This window comes from Vogesella sp. XCS3 (genome assembly GCF_020616155.1).
Classification (GTDB): domain Bacteria; phylum Pseudomonadota; class Gammaproteobacteria; order Burkholderiales; family Chromobacteriaceae; genus Vogesella.
Map to the genome: position 1 here is coordinate 1,557,493 of NZ_CP085530.1, position 15,124 is coordinate 1,572,616.

Here is a 15,124-nt window from a genome sequence, read left to right on the forward strand (position 1 = left end):
TCCTCGTTGGCCGCATTATACGGGCGCCGCGCCGGCACTTCGCCACCCCGCCGGCCCCACGTGCCGGCAAAAACGAAATTTATACTTTTAAATCAATTATTTGCACAAAATTTGTGCTTTGTAATATTAAGCTCTGTTCTTATAACCGGATTGCAAGCCGCCGCACGCAACAAGGCCCGCTTGCCTGGGCAAGCGGGCCTTGTTGTGGCGTAGCCAATACTTACTGCAGCAGCTCTTTCAGCGGCTTTTGCAGGGTAATCAGCCACAGCTGGGTGCTTTCACCGTTGGCCGCCACCCCCAGGCTGGCACCGGCTTGCGCCTGACCCTGTTTGTCTACCAGCTTGCCGTCGGCCACACGCAGCTCGTCCAGCTTCAGGCTGCTGCCGCGCAGCTCGCTGGCCACGCCGAAGTCGTTATCGTTGATCACCGCCAGCGTGCTGCCATCTACCAAGGCCAGACCTTCGCTTTTTTCTGCTGTCCAGCCCAGTGCGCGCAGGTCTATCGCGGTTTTCTTGCGCACCGGCTGCACACCGGCTGCGGCCAACGCTGCGGCGTCGCCGTATTCCAGTGCACGGCCGTCGGCCAGCTGCTTGCCGCTGATATCAGTTGCAGCGGCCAGATCCAGCAGCACGATGTCGTTGTGCATGCGCTTGTCTTTGTCCTTGCCCTGCTCGATCACGGCAAACTGGGTATCGGACAGTGCCACGATGTCACCCAGCTTCATGTCGCCGGTTTTCTTGAAGTGCGCCGATACCGGGTAGGCAAACTGGCGCACCGCACCGCTTTTCGGGTCCAGCTCTACTATGCGGGTAAACAGCGCGTCGTTGCGGGTCTTGCCGTCCACATCCAGCGTACTCTGCACAATAGCCACCACTTTGCCAGCCGGCGTCACCGCCACACCTTCAAAACCACGGTTGGGCTGGCGTGCGGCCAACTCTGCCGGCAGGCCCTGGCCGGGCGCGTACCGCTGCAGGATCTCGCCACTCTTGCCGTCCACCTTCACGATGAACGGGCCGTACTCGTCCACGATCCACAGGTTGCCGGCGGCATCCGCATCGATGCCTTCCGGGTCCAGCCCGCTGGCGTCATACGGCAGCGCGACCAGCTGCTCGCTCAGGCCCAGCTCGCCGCTGGCGCCGATCTGGCCGGGCGCAATCGGGCGACCGCTGATCGGCTTGCCGTTCTGTTTCAGCGGCAGCGTCTTGGTCACCTCGGCTTTTTCGGCCAGCGACACGCGCAGCTGGGTGATGGTGGGGGTGTAGTCCGGCGCGGCAAATACCTTGCTGGCGCGCTTCCCTTTGCCGTCCGCCACATCAGGCGAATCCACATTGGGGCCGCGGTCGGTCAGCGACCAGAACTCCAGCGCCGAGGTGGCTTTCTCGTAGCCCTTGAAACGCAGGCCAGACCCTACCGCCAGCGGTAACCCCTGAGGGAAGGCGGCCTTGGCCGTGCCAGCGTAGGGCACCATCGGCGTGGCCACTTCGTAACGCTCCAGCGCGGCGATGTTCGGCTCGCGGGTTTCCAGCAGGGTAAACGGCTCGGCCAGCGCGGGCAGCGCCGCACTCAGCAGCAGGGGCAAAAGCAGACGTTTCATGGCGCATTCCATCGGGCGTGAGAGTGATGCGGCCAACTTATAACAAACAGGTGACAAAACCGTGACAGCAAGACGGCGCAAAAAAACACCGCGCTTCTGGCGAAGGCGCGGTGTTGTACACACAACAGCCACCCGCAGGCGGCCGCGATGATTACTTGGCGTACACCGGGAAGCGGCGAGCCAGCGCGGTAGCCTGCTCGGCTACGCGGGCCAGTACGGCGTCGTCGTTCGGGTTATCCAGCACGTCGGCTACCAGGTTGGCCACGATACGGGCTTCTTCTTCCTTGAAGCCGCGGGTGGTGATGGCTGGGGAGCCGATACGGATGCCGGATGTCACAAACGGGCTTTCCGGGTCGTTCGGGATGGCGTTTTTGTTGACAGTGATGTGCGCTTTGCTCAGGGCAGCATCGGCAGCCTTGCCGGTCAGGCCTTTCGGGCGCAGGTCTACCAGGAACACGTGGCTCTCGGTACGGCCGGAGATAATGCGCACGCCGCGGGCCGCCAGGGTTTCTGCCATGGCGGCAGCGTTTTTCAGTACCTGTTCCTGGTAGGTCTTGAATTCTGGCTGCAGCGCTTCCTTGAAGGCTACGGCTTTACCGGCGATGACGTGCATCAACGGGCCGCCTTGCAGGGTCGGGAACACGTTGCTGTTCAGCGACTTCTCGAACTCGGCCTTGGCCAGGATGATGCCGCCACGCGGGCCACGCAGGGTCTTGTGGGTGGTGGAGGTCACGAAGTGGGCGTGCGGCACCGGGTTCGGGTACACACCGGCAGCTACCAGGCCCGCGTAGTGAGCCATGTCAACCATGAAGTAGGCACCGACTTTGTCGGCGATTTCGCGCATGCGGGCCCAGTCAAAACGCAGGGCGTAAGCGGAAGCGCCGCCGATGATCAGCTTCGGCTTGGTTTCCAGCGCTACGCGCTCCATGTCGTCGTAGTCGATCTCTTCGTTCTCGTTCAGACCGTAGGCCACGATGTTGAACATCTTGCCGGACAGGTTGGCCGGGGAACCGTGGGTCAGGTGACCACCGTGACCCAGGTTCATACCCATGATGGTGTCGCCCGGTTTCAGGATGGAGAAGTACACCGCCTGGTTGGCTTGCGAACCGGAGTGCGGCTGCACGTTGGCGTACTCGGCACCGAACAGCTGCTTCACACGGTCGATAGCCAGCTGCTCTACCACGTCAACGTGCTCGCAACCACCGTAGAAGCGTTTGCCCGGGTAGCCTTCGGCGTACTTGTTGGTCAGCTGGGAACCCTGGGCTTCCATAACGGCCGGGCTAGTGTAGTTTTCCGAGGCGATCAGCTCGATGTGATCTTCCTGGCGGACAACTTCTTCGCTCATGGCGGCGGCAAGTTCCGGGTCGTACTGGGCAATCTTGATATCTGCAAACATCGTCGACAATTCCATCAAAGGGTTATGGATGAAAAAATTCTAGCGCATTACGGCAACAGGCCGAAATGAACAAATGGCGAAGAAACAATGAATTGCATTCATGTTCCTTCGCCATTCTGTTGTCTTACTGCAGGGTCTGGCTTACAGGCCAGTCGTCTGCGGTGAAAAACAGCGGGATGCCATCACGGCTTTCCGGCTGCACATCCGGCACCAGCCGCACATCGCTTACCTGGCACTCGGCCATCAAGATGCGGAAACTGGTTTCGATCTGGCCGACCACATCCTGCGCTGCCAGCGGCCATACAAAGCCACCCCAGTCTTTTTCGTTACCCGCGGCCGACACGGTAAAGTGCAGCTCGCCATTATCGTGGGCGGACACCACCGCTACCGGCTCCTGACCCTGATCGCGCAACAGGCGTATCTGGCTGCTGGCAAACACCTGCAACGCCACCTCCAGCCGGGCATGGTTGGCCGCAGCAATAGCCTGCATCAGCGGCATGGGCGGGCGCGGAATCGGGAACAGCGTCACACCGTCGGTCTTGAGCTGCTCGCCCAGGAATTTCATCAATGGCACGCCCCAGGCACCCACACTGCCACCCAGTTTCACCGGCGCAGGCGCGCCCTCTTCCTGGATAGCCACGCCCAGCAGATAGCGCAGGAACACGCCCTCGTCTTTGGCGGTAATGGCCGCCGCAGGCAGGTCTAGCGGCAGGCCGCGGGCCGCGTCGGCCAGCTGGCGGGTATAGCGGTAAATTTGCGCCGATGAAATGTCGACAATGGAATCCGGGTGCAACAGCTTGCCGGACAAGAATACTTCTGCGCCCTGGGCAAACAGGCCGTGCTGGCGGAACAAGCCATTCAGGGTGTCCACATCGGCAATACGCTCTGGCAGCGTCACCTTGTTCTTGCTGCCCACCACCAGTACGACCGGTACGGCGAATACCACCGCGTGGCGGCCGCCATCCGGGCGCTCGGCAGCATCGCGCAGGGCATCCCACAGGATCTGGTAGGTTTGCTGCGAAGTCACCATCGCCAGCGCTACCGACAACGACAGCAGCTCTTCACGCTCCAGCATCTCCAGCAGCGCGGCACGCAGCGAGTCCTGCCACATGGCACGATCGTCTTCCGTACGCGCACTGGCAATAGACTGCGCGTAATGGATCAACATATTAGAAGGAGAAGATTCGGGGTACTGGCGCGGATCGGGCAAAACAGGGCTTAAATCGCTCATTGCTGACAACCGGTGGGATGGGCAAAACCGTATTTTCGCACAGCCGGGCAGCGAGGGCGAGCCCGTTACCGGCTCCCGGTGCAGATTAGGGCAGGGGCATGGTAGCTGCCGCGGCCCGTATCAAGCCCCACCGCTGCGGCTTGCTGTTACACGGCCATAACAAGCAAGCGCTCAATTTTCATCTTCGAACATTCAATGTATCCTATGCGCGACGAAATGTTATATTTTTTGCGCTTTTGTAAATTGTATACATTGACACCCTCCAGTGCGATCTGGATAATCCGTCCTCGTTGAGATGCAGCAATTGCTTCTTGATAGTTTCTCCTCTATTTCTCCTTTGTAGACTTGGCGCGGGCATCAAACCCCGCGCATTTTTTTTGCCTGCCGTTCGAGCACTGGTAAATCAGCCACTTAGCCCTACTCCGCACCAGCATAGCCTGCGCCATTGCCATCATCACCCGCCTGTACCCTGTCAATCATCTGCAGCTGTCTGTATTGAACATGCGCCAAACACGCCCCGATAAAACTGCACCTGCTTTTTCGCACCAAGCCAACAGCATGTTCGTATCGGCGGGCAAATTAATTCGATTTTGTTGCAATACGAAAAAAGCCGAGCTTGCAAACGCAAACCCGGCCAAAGGAATACAACATCAGGGGACGTGAACACCGTGGTGCCACGGTAGCTTTGAAGCGTGCCTTGCGCCCAAGTTCCACACCGCTTGGCCGCCAGAACACTCGATGGGACAATCTCCTTTTATGCCGCCCTGCCTGCCATGACCCAAACCACCTTTTTCTGGCACGACTACGAAACATTCGGTGCCGTACCACGCAGTGACCGCCCGGCACAATTTGCCGGCATCCGCACCGATGGCGAGCTGAACGAGATCGGCGAACCCGTCATGCTGTACTGCAAACCGGCACCGGACTTTCTGCCCTCGCCGGAGGCCTGCCTGATTACCGGCATTACGCCACAACGCTGCGCCGAACTGGGCGTACCCGAACACCAGTTCGCCGCCGCCATCGAGTGCGAGCTGGGCCAGCCCGGCACCATTGGCGTCGGATATAACTCCATCCGTTTCGACGACGAAGTGACGCGCTATCTGCTGTGGCGCAACCTGAAAGACCCGTACGCGCGCGAATGGCAACACGGCTGCAGCCGCTGGGATCTGCTGGACGTAGTACGCACCACCTACGCCCTGCGGCCGGAAGGCATTCACTGGCCGCGCCACGACAACGGCCTGCCCAGTTTCAAGCTGGAACACCTCACTGCGGCCAACGGCCTGGCGCACGAGGCGGCGCACGACGCGCTGTCAGACGTGCGCGCCACCATCGCGCTGGCACGGCTGATTCGCCAGCGCCAGCCCAAGCTGTTCGACTTTTGCCTGGACCTGCGCAAGAAAGACGCGGTGCGCCACCAGCTCAGCCAGCACGCCCCGCAACCCTTGGTACACGTATCAGGCATGTTTGGCAGCGAGCGCGGCAATGTGGCCATTGTGTGGCCGATTGCCGACCACCCCAGCAACAAGAACGAAGTACTGGTCTGGGACCTGGCGCACGACCCGCGCCAGCTGGCCGGCTTGTCGCCAGACGACATCCGCCAGCGCCTGTTTACCCGCAGTGCCGATTTGCCGGAAGGCGTCAGCCGGCTGCCGCTGAAAAGCATCCACATCAACAAATCGCCTTTTGTCTGCAACAAGCTGGCCGTACTCAGCGACGCACGCGCTGCCGAGCTGGGCATAGACAAGCCACTGGCGCTGCAAAACGCCGCCCACGCTGCCACCCTGCCCGACCTGACACCGGTGTGGAAAGCCGTATTCCGCCGCGAAGCCGGCGAGGTACCCGACGTGGATGAAAACCTGTACGGCGGCTTTGTCAGCTACAACGACCGCCGCATCCTGAACCGTCTGCAACAATTGTCGGCGCCCGAGTTGGCCGCAGAACGCCCCGCATTCGAAGATAGCCAGCTCACCCGCCTGCTGTGGCGCTACCGTGCACGCAACTTCCCGCATAGCCTCAGCCCGGAAGAGGCCCAGCACTGGCAACAATGGTGCCGGCAAAAGCTGCATAGCGGCCAACCCGGCGGGCGCAGCCATGCCAGCTTCCAGCAAGAGCTGGCTGCCCTGGCGGCCACTGCCACACCAGCACAGCAGGCCATTTTGCAAGCCCTGCAAGACTGGGCGAGCCAGCTGCCACAATAGCCTCCGCCGCCGGCCAATGGCGAAGGGGCTGGCGGCCGCCTTCTTTATTCATTTTCCGAATAACTAACCATGAAATTCGTCTAAAGGCGAATAAGACCATCGGTTAGCATGGCCCCTTATCTGTCAATACCGAAGGGTGCCCCATGGACTTGGGCTATGTGATTGCAGGCTTGGTTGTCGGCTTTATCGTGGGCCTGACCGGCGTGGGTGGCGGCTCGCTGATGACGCCCATCCTGCTATGGTTCGGCATCAACCCGGCCACGGCTGTAGGCACAGACCTGCTCTACGCCTGCATCACCAAGATGGGTGGCGTGTGGGTACACCACAAGCAAAAGCATATCGACTGGCACATTACCCGCCTGCTGGCACTGGGCAGCGTACCGGCCGCACTGCTGACCGTGGCCGTGCTGCATTTCCTGCAGCTGGAAACCGCGCACGTCAACAAGGTCATCAAGGTCACGCTGGGCTTTGCCCTGATGCTGACAGCGCTGGCTATCCTGTTCAAACCGTTCATCCTGAAGCAACTGGCGCGCATCAGCCCGCCCCGCCCGCAGGGCTATGTGCCAGTCAAGGCCACCATCGCCACCGGCGTGGTGCTGGGCGTGATCGTGACGCTCAGCTCGATTGGTGCCGGCGCACTGGGCACGCTGGCCATTTTTGCCTTGTACCCGCTGCTGCCAACCGCCCGCCTGGTGGGCACCGAAATCGCCCACGCTGTACCGCTTACCCTGGTAGCCGGCCTGGGGCACGCCAGCATGGGCAATATGGATTACGGCTTGCTGGGCCAGCTGCTGGTGGGCTCTCTGCCGGGCATCTGGCTGGGCAGCCACATGACCCGCCGTGTGGCCGAGCAATGGCTACGCCCCGCGCTGGCTATCATGATGGTATTGATCGGCGCCAAACTGGTGATGTAATGCCAGAAACAGACAGCAAAAAGCCGCCCCGGGCGGCTTTTTCTTTTGGCGCCTTGTGCGACAATAGCGCCCTTCCATTTTGCTTCTGGCTACCCGATGACTTCTCCACACCGCGCCATCCTGCTGATGGGCCCCACTGCTTCCGGCAAAACCGGCCTGGCACTGGCGCTGGCGCAACGCTTTCCGGTAGAAATCATCAGCGTGGATTCCGCGCTGGTTTACCGCGGCATGGACATTGGCACCGCCAAGCCCACTGCCGCCGAGATGGCCAGCTGCCCGCACCACCTGATAGACATCATCGACCCGACCGTGTCGTACTCGGCGGCGCAGTTTCACGCTGACGCCAACCGCCTGATAGCCGACATCTGCAGCCGTGGCCGTATCCCGCTACTGGTGGGCGGCACCATGCTGTACTTCAAGGCGCTGATGGAAGGCCTGTCCGACCTGCCGCAAGCCGACGCCGCCACGCGTGCGCAGCTGGAAGAAGACGCTGCCCGCCTCGGCTGGCCGGCCATGCACCAAAGGTTGGCCGCAATCGACGCCGAAACCGCAGCACGGCTGGCCCCCAATGATGCGCAGCGCATCCAGCGCGCGCTGGAGGTCTACCTGCTCAGCGGCCAGCCCATGTCGCAGCTGATGCGCCAGGGGCGCGACGATGCCGCCACTTTTGCCACGCTGCGCCTGGCGCTGCAGCCTGCCGACCGCGCCTGGCTGCACCAGCGCATTGCCCTGCGTTTCGAACAAATGCTGGCGCAAGGTTTTCTGGATGAAGTAACACAGCTGCGCCAGCAGTACCCAACGCTATCGCTGGATCTGCCCTCCATGCGCTGCGTAGGCTACCGCCAGGCCTGGGAATACCAGGACGGGCTGTACGATATGGCCGAGCTAAGCTACCGCGGCATTGCCGCCACCCGCCAGCTAGCCAAACGCCAGCTCACCTGGCTGCGCAGCATGCCGCAGAATACCCCGCTAGACTGCCAGTCTGCCGACTTGCTCACTCCGGTAGCACAGCAGGTGGAAGCCTGGCTGGCTGCTTGTTAAAACTAGTAACGCACGTTACCATATTGCCATGTCCGAATACCCTACCTGCTGCAATAGCTTCATCCCGTGCGAACAAGCCGTGGACACCATCTCGCGCAAGATGCCCGGCGCCCCGCGCGAAGAAGTGCTGCTCACCCGGCTGTTCTTTCATATCCAGCCCTACCTTACCGGCTACTTCAACGAAACGCTGAAGTGCCACGATATGAACGAAACCACGTGGATGGCACTGATGGTGCTGTACGCGCGGCCAGAGCAACGCATCAGCCCGTCCGAGCTGTCGGATGCGCTGGCGTTTTCGCGCACCAACGCCACCCGTGTGGTGGACGACCTGTGCCAGCGCGATATGATGCAGCGGCTGCCTTCGCAAGAAGACCGTCGCAAGACCGAGCTGATCCTGACCGAAAAAGGCCTGGCTTTTATCGCCATGGTCATGCCGGAACAACGCCAGCGCATGCGCGAGCTGTGGCAGGATTTCAGCCCAGAAGAGCGCGCCCTGCTGGATGGCATGCTACGCAAGCTCTTGCGCAAGGTAGGCGGCTGATACATTCTGTTTCATACAGATTGGAAGCATTTGCAATAGTATTGCCTTAATTAAGATAGAGCCGGCTCGTGTAAAACGGCCGGTTTTTTGACGCCCAACTAGTAACGCAGGTGATAATTACATGCGTAACATCAATACCCGCATGCCCCCCCTGGCCGCACTGCCGCTAAGCCTGCTGCTGGCCAGCTGCGCCACACCGGACGTGGCGCCGCCCTCCGCCAGCCTGCTAAGTGCAGAAGCCCTGGCCGTGCAAACGGCCAACCCGCACATTGCGGCCAACTGGTGGTCGGCCATGAACGACCCGGTACTGGACAAACTGGTATCGGTGGCACTGGCACGCAGCCCGCGCCTGACCATGGCCGATGCCAAACTGCGGGCCGCCCGCGCCAGCAGCGACAGCGTGGCCAGCAGCGATGGCCTGCGCGTCAACGGTAGCGCCAGCTTTACCCGCGAACGCAGCTCCGAATACGGCAACAACCCACCCGCCTACCGCGGCATCTATACCAACCTGGAAACAGTCGGCCTGGACATCAGCTACCGCTTCGATTTCTGGGGTAAAACCCGCGCCCAGCTCGCTGCTGCACGCGGCCAGGCCCGCGCTGCCGAGCTGGAAGCCGATGACGCACGCCAATGGCTAGCCTGGGCCGTGAGCAGCCAGTATCTGGAATGGCGTACCGCCCAGCACGCCCTGCAGCTGCTGCACGAGGACCTGTCCCAGGCCGAAGCCCTGCTGCAAAACAGCCAGACCCGCAGCAAACACGGCCTGGCCGCGCCGGAAGAGCTGGCACAGCTGCAAGCCCAGCTGGCCGAAAGCCGCGAGCGCCTGGCCCGCGCCAGCCAGCGCGAAGCACAAGCCAGCCACGCACTGGCTGCCCTCAGTGCTCAACCACAAGCCAGCCTGGCCCTGCTGCCAGACGCCCCGCTACCGCAATGGCAGCTGGATAGCAGCCAGTACAGTACCGCCATGCTGGGGCTGCGTGCTGATATCCAGGCGGCGCGCGAGCGCGTAGAAGCCGCCAGCGCCACGATGCGCGCCGCACGTGCCGACTTTTACCCGGACCTGCGTATTGGCAGCCTGGCAGCATTATCGTCGGCAGAGCTATCCAATTTGCTGGACCCCGGCGCGCGCCTGCTGCGCTTTGCCCCGGCGCTGACGCTGCCCATCTTCAGCAATGGCGAGCTGAATGCCCGCCTGTCCGGCCGCACCGCTGACTATGAACAAGCTGTGGCGCAGTACAACCAGACGCTGCTCGCTGCCATTCAGGAAACAGCCGACCGCAGCAGCCAGCTACATAACCTGAACCAGGCCGAAAGCCAGGCCCAGGCAGCCCAGGCCGCGCGCCACGAAGCCGCGCGCGTACTGCAAGCTCGCCTGCAAAGCGGCCTGGTATCGCGCAGCCAGTGGCTGGCAGAAAACCGCCGCTACACGCAGGCCCGCCTCACCACACTCGAAACCCGTGCCCAACGCCTGCAAGCGCAGGCCGCACTGTTGCGTGCGCTGGGTAGCCAGCGCGCCGCCAGCTAAGCGCTGCGCTATCGAAAGGACAAAACATGGAAAACACGATGGACCAACAGCAGCCGAACGCCCGCCGTACCGCCCTCACCCGCCTGACCCTGGCGCTGGCTTTGGCCGGCCTGGCCGGTGGTGCCTACTGGTTTGTGGCACTGCGTCATCACCAAAGCACCGACGATGCCTACGCGGCAGGCAACCTGATTCCCATCTCTGCGCAGGTGGCAGGCAGCATCCGTGCCGTTCACGCTGACGACACCCACACCGTGCAGGCCGGCGATGTGCTGGTGAGCCTGGACAAGAGCGATGCCACCCTGGCACTGGCCCGCGCGGAAGCCGACCTGGCCCAGGCGGTACGCCAGACCCGCCAGCTGATTTCGGTGAGCGGCAAGGCCGACGCGGTAGTGACCCAGCGCGAAGCCGACCTGGCCCGCGCCCAGGCAGACGCCACCCGCAGCGCCGGTGACCTGGCCCGCCGCGAGGCCGCCGCCAAAGAACAAGCCATCGCGCAAGAGGAAGTCCAGCATGCACGCGATGCGGCCAACGCCGCCCGCGCCCAGCTGGCGGCCGCTACGGCCGCGCTGAATGCCGCGCGCGAAGACCAAAAAGCCAGCCGCGCCCTGGTGCTGGCCGATAGCGCAGAGAAACAACCCGCCGTCGCCCGTGCTGCCGCCGCCGTACGCGAAGCCTGGCTGGCCCTGTCGCGCACCGAGATTCGCGCCCCGCTGGCCGGGCAAATCGCCCGCCGCAGCGCCCAGCCCGGCGCCCGCATTGCCCCTGGCACCCCGCTGATGGCCATCGCCGCGCTGGATAGCGCCTGGGTGGATGCCAACTTCAAGGAAGTACAGCTGCAAGACCTGCGCATCGGCCAGCCGGTAGAGGTGCACGCCGACCAGTACGGCGACGATGTGACCTACCACGGCAAGGTAGCCGGCCTGGGTGCGGGTACCGGCAGCGTGTTCTCGCTATTGCCGGCGCAAAACGCCACCGGCAACTGGATCAAGGTGGTACAGCGCGTGCCGGTGCGCATTGCGCTGGACCCGGCCGAGCTGAAAGCCCACCCGCTACGCCTGGGCTTGTCCATGCACGTCAGCGTGGACACCAGCCAGCAGGATGGCCCCTTGCTGAGCGCCGCCCCCAAAGCAGCGCCGGTACTGGCGACCAGTGTATTTGACGGCAAGCTGGCCGAAGCCGACCGCCGCGTGGCGCAAATTGTTGCGGCCAACATCGGCAAATAAGGAGGCTGCATGGCACACCCCCCGCTACAAGGGCGCTCGCGCACGCTGGTAACGCTGGCGCTGTCGCTGGCGACCTTCATGCAGGTGCTGGACACCACCATCGCCAACGTAGCCATCCCCACTATCGCCGGCGACCTGGGTGCATCCACCAGCCAGGGGACCTGGGTGATTACCTCGTTTGGCGTGGCCAACGCCATTGCGGTACCCATCACCGGCTGGCTGGCCAAAAAGCTGGGCGAAGTACGGCTGTTCCTGATCGCCACCATCGGCTTTGTGCTGTCTTCGCTCTTGTGCGGCCTGGCGCCCAGCCTGGAGCTGCTGATCCTGTTCCGCGTACTGCAAGGTGCGCTGGCGGGGCCGATGATTCCGCTGTCGCAAAGCCTGCTGCTGCAGAGCTACCCGCCGGAAAAGCGCGCCATTGCCATGGCGCTGTGGACCATGACCATCATCGTGGCGCCGATCTTCGGCCCTATCCTGGGCGGCTGGTTGTCGGACAACTGGCACTGGAGCTGGATTTTCTTCATCAACGTGCCGGTGGGCGTGGTGGCGGCGTGGCTGAGCTGGCGCGAGCTGCGCCACCGCGAAACCACCATCCTGCAGCTGCCTATCGACAAGGTTGGCCTCACGCTGCTGGTGCTGGGCGTGGGCTGCCTGCAGATGATGCTGGACCGCGGCAAGGAGCTGGACTGGTTCCACTCTGGCGAAATCATGCTGTACGGCGTGGTGGCGCTGCTGAGCCTGTCTTACCTGGTGGTGTGGGAGCTCACCGACAAGCACCCGGTAATCGACCTGTCGCTGTTCCGTGACCGCAACTTTACCGTGGGGGTGATTTCGGTAAGCGTGGGCTTCATGCTGTACTTTGGCGCCATTGTGCTGATGCCGCTGCTGATGCAGACGCAGATGGGCTTTACCGCTACCGAAGCCGGCCTGGCCACCGCGCCGGTGGGCATTCTGCCCGTGCTGCTGTCGCCGGTCATCGGCAAGAACGCCCAGCGGCTGGATATGCGCTGGGTGGTCACGGTGAGCTTTCTGGTGTTTGCCCTGTGCTTCTGGTGGCGCGCGGTCACCTTTAACCCGGACATGACCTTTGCCGATGTGGTGTGGCCGCAGTTTGTGCAAGGTATCGCGCTGGCGGGTTTCTTCATGCCGCTGACTACCATCACGCTGTCAAACATGAAGCCGCAACAGCTGGCCAGTGCGTCCAGCCTGTCCAACTTTCTGCGTACGCTGGCCGGCTCGGTGGGTGCCTCGCTCACCACTTGGCAGTGGGAGCACCGCGAAGGTATCCACCATGTGCAGCTAACCGACCGTATCAGCCTGTACGACGACAGCACGCGCCAGACGCTGGCTGGCATGCAGCAGCTGGGGCTGAGCCAGGAGCAGGCCGCCGCCCTGCTGACGCGCGACATCAGCCGCCAGGGGCTGTTTATCGGCGCCAACGAAATCTTCTGGCTGGCGGCGGGGCTGTTCCTGCTGCTCACCGGCCTGGTGTGGCTGGCGCGCCCGCCCAAGGCGGCAGCCGGGGCCCCACCGGTGGTGGACGCCGGGCACTAACACTGGGCACCACGTGCGGCCAACGTTGGCCGCAGCATGCAACAAGGGCAAGGTCTAACAACCTTGCCCTTGTTGTTTTTAGCGCCGCAAAACCTAGCGCGCGGCCACAATGCGGATCTCTACCTTCCAGTCCGGGTGGGCCAGCTTGGCACCTACCGTGCAGCGCACCGGCGCGTGGCCTTCCGCCACCCAGGCGTCCCAGGCCTCGTTCATCTGGTCGAACTCGGCCAGGTCCGGCATGAAGATGGTGGCTTCAATAATGCGGGTCTTGTCGCTATCCAGCTCGGCCAGCACCTTGTCTACCAGCGCCAGGGTTTCTGCTGTCTGCTCGCGGGCGTTGCCCTGGCCACTTTCCGGCACCTGTACGGTGTAGATCAGGCCGTTGACCACCACGGCTTCGGACATGCGTTTACCCGGCAGATGACGATAGATACTCATGGCAGCTCCTGTAGCAATAACAAGGGAAAGCGCGGATTGTAGCGCAGCCGCGCGCGCCAGCTGCAATAAAAAAGCGCCGCACAAGGCGGCGCTTTGACAGCGAGTGACAGGCTTAGGCTACGGCAGCCGTGCGCAGGCTCTGTGCAAAGCGCTGCAGCGATTCGATACCGCTGGCCTCGGCACGGTTGCACCAGTCCTGCAGCTCTTTGAGCAGTTCGTCACGGGTCAGCGAAGAACGCTCCCACAAACGGGTCAGCTCCTGGCGCATGCTGTACACGGTGTTCAGCACCTGGCTCTTGGCCAGTACCGCGGCCAACTGGGCACGCTCGGCCATAGGGGTGTCTTTGGCGTCCTGCTTCAGCCATACCTTCATCTTGCGTGCCAGGTCGGTATTACCCAGCTCCGGCAACTGGATCTTGGCGGCCTCGGCGCGGTACACATCTTTCAGCTCGCGCGCATAGCGGGCGGCCACGGCGTAGCGGTTGGCAATAATGGCTTGCAGGTGGTCCAGGTCCAGCTGCGGGTTGGCCGCATTCTGCACCAGGCGCGGCGCTACTTTGCGCACCTTGGCCAGACCCAGGATTTCCATGATGCGGATATACATCCAGCCGATATCGAACTCGAACCACTTGTACGACAGCTTGGCCGAGGTACCAAAGGTGTGATGGTTGTTGTGCAACTCCTCACCACCAATCAGGATGCCCCAAGGCACGATATTGGTAGAGGCGTCTTCGTTTTCGAAGTTGCGATAACCCCAGTAGTGGCCAATGCCGTTGATCACGCCAGCGGCAAAAAACGGGATCCACGCCATCTGCACCGCCCAGATCGCCAGGCCGGCAGCACCGAACAGAACCAGGTCGATCACCAGCATCAGCAAGATGCCCTTGCCGGTCTGGCCGGTGTACACGTGGCGCTCCAGCCAGTCGTCCGGGGTGCCGTGACCGAATTTTTCCATGATGCTGCGGTCTTTGCAGGCCGCACGGTACAGCTCGGCACCTTGCCACAGCACTTTGTCGATACCCAGCACTTGCGGGCTGTGCGGGTCTTCCGCGGTTTCGCAGCGCGCGTGGTGTTTACGGTGAATGGAAGCCCACTCCTTGGTAACCTGGCCGGTGGTCAGCCACAGCCAGAAACGGAAGAAATGGCTAGGAATCGGGTGCAGATCCAGCGCACGGTGCGCCTGATGGCGGTGCAGAAAAATGGTGACAGAAGCAATGGTGATGTGGGTGAGCACCAGCGCCACCACGATATAGCCCCACCAGGGCAGGTCGATCAGACCGTTAAGCCATTCCATTTATGCGTCAAACCTCATGGTACGTAGAGACAGGGCCCGATTTTACACGCATTGCCTTGTTGAAACCCAGCATATTCACCAAAGCCCCCCATAGAAAACTACGCAAAATGCCATGAAAATTCAAAGCACAAGCTTGATGCGGCCAACATCGGCCCGCATGCCGATTCATAAGCCG

At 62.3% G+C, this 15,124-nt stretch carries 12 protein-coding genes; 7 read left to right on the forward strand and 5 right to left on the reverse strand.

What is annotated here, in order from left to right; genetic code table 11:
- Positions 1-220: 220 nt before the first annotated feature.
- The 3 genes from LCH97_RS07410 to LCH97_RS07420 all read right to left on the reverse strand — a co-directional run bounded on the left by LCH97_RS07410 (position 221) and on the right by LCH97_RS07420 (position 4,158).
- A complete protein-coding gene (locus LCH97_RS07410) occupies positions 221-1,594 on the reverse strand; it encodes an esterase-like activity of phytase family protein (RefSeq protein ID WP_227304588.1) in 1,374 nt (457 codons plus the stop codon).
- A gap of 151 nt (positions 1,595-1,745) precedes the next feature.
- Complete coding sequence (gene glyA, locus LCH97_RS07415; protein WP_017508488.1) at positions 1,746-2,990, reverse strand: serine hydroxymethyltransferase; 1,245 nt, start codon at positions 2,988-2,990, stop codon at positions 1,746-1,748.
- A 124-nt stretch (positions 2,991-3,114) separates the two neighbouring features.
- Entirely contained in the window at positions 3,115-4,158 is a 1,044-nt protein-coding gene (locus LCH97_RS07420) for a hypothetical protein (protein WP_227304591.1), read from the reverse strand.
- A gap of 836 nt (positions 4,159-4,994) precedes the next feature.
- Here LCH97_RS07420 and sbcB point away from each other — a divergent pair.
- The 7 genes from sbcB (at position 4,995) to LCH97_RS07455 (ending at position 13,217) form a co-directional block, all read left to right on the forward strand.
- Entirely contained in the window at positions 4,995-6,419 is a 1,425-nt protein-coding gene (gene sbcB / locus LCH97_RS07425) for an exodeoxyribonuclease I (protein ID WP_227304595.1), read from the forward strand.
- 143 nt (positions 6,420-6,562) lie between these two features.
- Positions 6,563-7,333 carry a sulfite exporter TauE/SafE family protein gene (locus LCH97_RS07430; protein WP_227304598.1) on the forward strand — a complete coding sequence of 257 codons (771 nt, stop codon included), beginning with the start codon at positions 6,563-6,565 and terminating at the stop codon, positions 7,331-7,333.
- A 96-nt stretch (positions 7,334-7,429) separates the two neighbouring features.
- Positions 7,430-8,374, forward strand: a complete 945-nt coding sequence (gene miaA / locus LCH97_RS07435) for a tRNA (adenosine(37)-N6)-dimethylallyltransferase MiaA (RefSeq protein ID WP_227304601.1) — start codon at positions 7,430-7,432, stop codon at positions 8,372-8,374.
- Between the two features lie 28 nt (positions 8,375-8,402).
- Complete coding sequence (locus LCH97_RS07440; RefSeq protein WP_227304604.1) at positions 8,403-8,915, forward strand: MarR family transcriptional regulator; 513 nt, start codon at positions 8,403-8,405, stop codon at positions 8,913-8,915.
- Between the two features lie 121 nt (positions 8,916-9,036).
- On the forward strand, positions 9,037-10,440 hold the full coding sequence (locus tag LCH97_RS07445) for an efflux transporter outer membrane subunit (RefSeq protein WP_227304607.1): 1,404 nt from the start codon (positions 9,037-9,039) through the stop codon (positions 10,438-10,440).
- Positions 10,441-10,478: 38 nt separating this feature from the next.
- A complete protein-coding gene (locus LCH97_RS07450; protein ID WP_227304610.1) occupies positions 10,479-11,663 on the forward strand; it encodes an efflux RND transporter periplasmic adaptor subunit in 1,185 nt (394 codons plus the stop codon).
- Positions 11,664-11,672: 9 nt separating this feature from the next.
- The gene (locus LCH97_RS07455; RefSeq protein WP_227304613.1) at positions 11,673-13,217 is read left to right on the forward strand and encodes a DHA2 family efflux MFS transporter permease subunit; all 1,545 of its coding nucleotides are present in this window, start codon (positions 11,673-11,675) and stop codon (positions 13,215-13,217) included.
- A 93-nt stretch (positions 13,218-13,310) separates the two neighbouring features.
- On the opposite strand, the gene LCH97_RS07460 is transcribed toward LCH97_RS07455, so the two are convergent.
- Positions 13,311-13,655 carry a RidA family protein gene (locus tag LCH97_RS07460; RefSeq protein WP_026107885.1) on the reverse strand — a complete coding sequence of 115 codons (345 nt, stop codon included), beginning with the start codon at positions 13,653-13,655 and terminating at the stop codon, positions 13,311-13,313.
- A gap of 112 nt (positions 13,656-13,767) precedes the next feature.
- Positions 13,768-14,949 carry a fatty acid desaturase gene (locus LCH97_RS07465; RefSeq protein WP_227304616.1) on the reverse strand — a complete coding sequence of 394 codons (1,182 nt, stop codon included), beginning with the start codon at positions 14,947-14,949 and terminating at the stop codon, positions 13,768-13,770.
- Positions 14,950-15,124 lie beyond the last annotated feature (175 nt).

Bases quoted from the DNA above. Each gene is read 5' to 3' on its own strand.
- LCH97_RS07410 (WP_227304588.1), bottom strand. From the start codon at position 1,594: ATGAAACGTCTGCTTTTGCCCCTGCTGCTGAGTGCGGCGCTGCCCGCG.
- glyA (WP_017508488.1), bottom strand. From the start codon at position 2,990: ATGTTTGCAGATATCAAGATTGCCCAGTACGACCCGGAACTTGCCGCC.
- LCH97_RS07420 (WP_227304591.1), bottom strand. From the start codon at position 4,158: ATGTTGATCCATTACGCGCAGTCTATTGCCAGTGCGCGTACGGAAGAC.
- sbcB (WP_227304595.1), top strand. From the start codon at position 4,995: ATGACCCAAACCACCTTTTTCTGGCACGACTACGAAACATTCGGTGCC.
- LCH97_RS07430 (WP_227304598.1), top strand. From the start codon at position 6,563: ATGGACTTGGGCTATGTGATTGCAGGCTTGGTTGTCGGCTTTATCGTG.
- miaA (WP_227304601.1), top strand. From the start codon at position 7,430: ATGACTTCTCCACACCGCGCCATCCTGCTGATGGGCCCCACTGCTTCC.
- LCH97_RS07440 (WP_227304604.1), top strand. From the start codon at position 8,403: ATGTCCGAATACCCTACCTGCTGCAATAGCTTCATCCCGTGCGAACAA.
- LCH97_RS07445 (WP_227304607.1), top strand. From the start codon at position 9,037: ATGCGTAACATCAATACCCGCATGCCCCCCCTGGCCGCACTGCCGCTA.
- LCH97_RS07450 (WP_227304610.1), top strand. From the start codon at position 10,479: ATGGACCAACAGCAGCCGAACGCCCGCCGTACCGCCCTCACCCGCCTG.
- LCH97_RS07455 (WP_227304613.1), top strand. From the start codon at position 11,673: ATGGCACACCCCCCGCTACAAGGGCGCTCGCGCACGCTGGTAACGCTG.
- LCH97_RS07460 (WP_026107885.1), bottom strand. From the start codon at position 13,655: ATGAGTATCTATCGTCATCTGCCGGGTAAACGCATGTCCGAAGCCGTG.
- LCH97_RS07465 (WP_227304616.1), bottom strand. From the start codon at position 14,949: ATGGAATGGCTTAACGGTCTGATCGACCTGCCCTGGTGGGGCTATATC.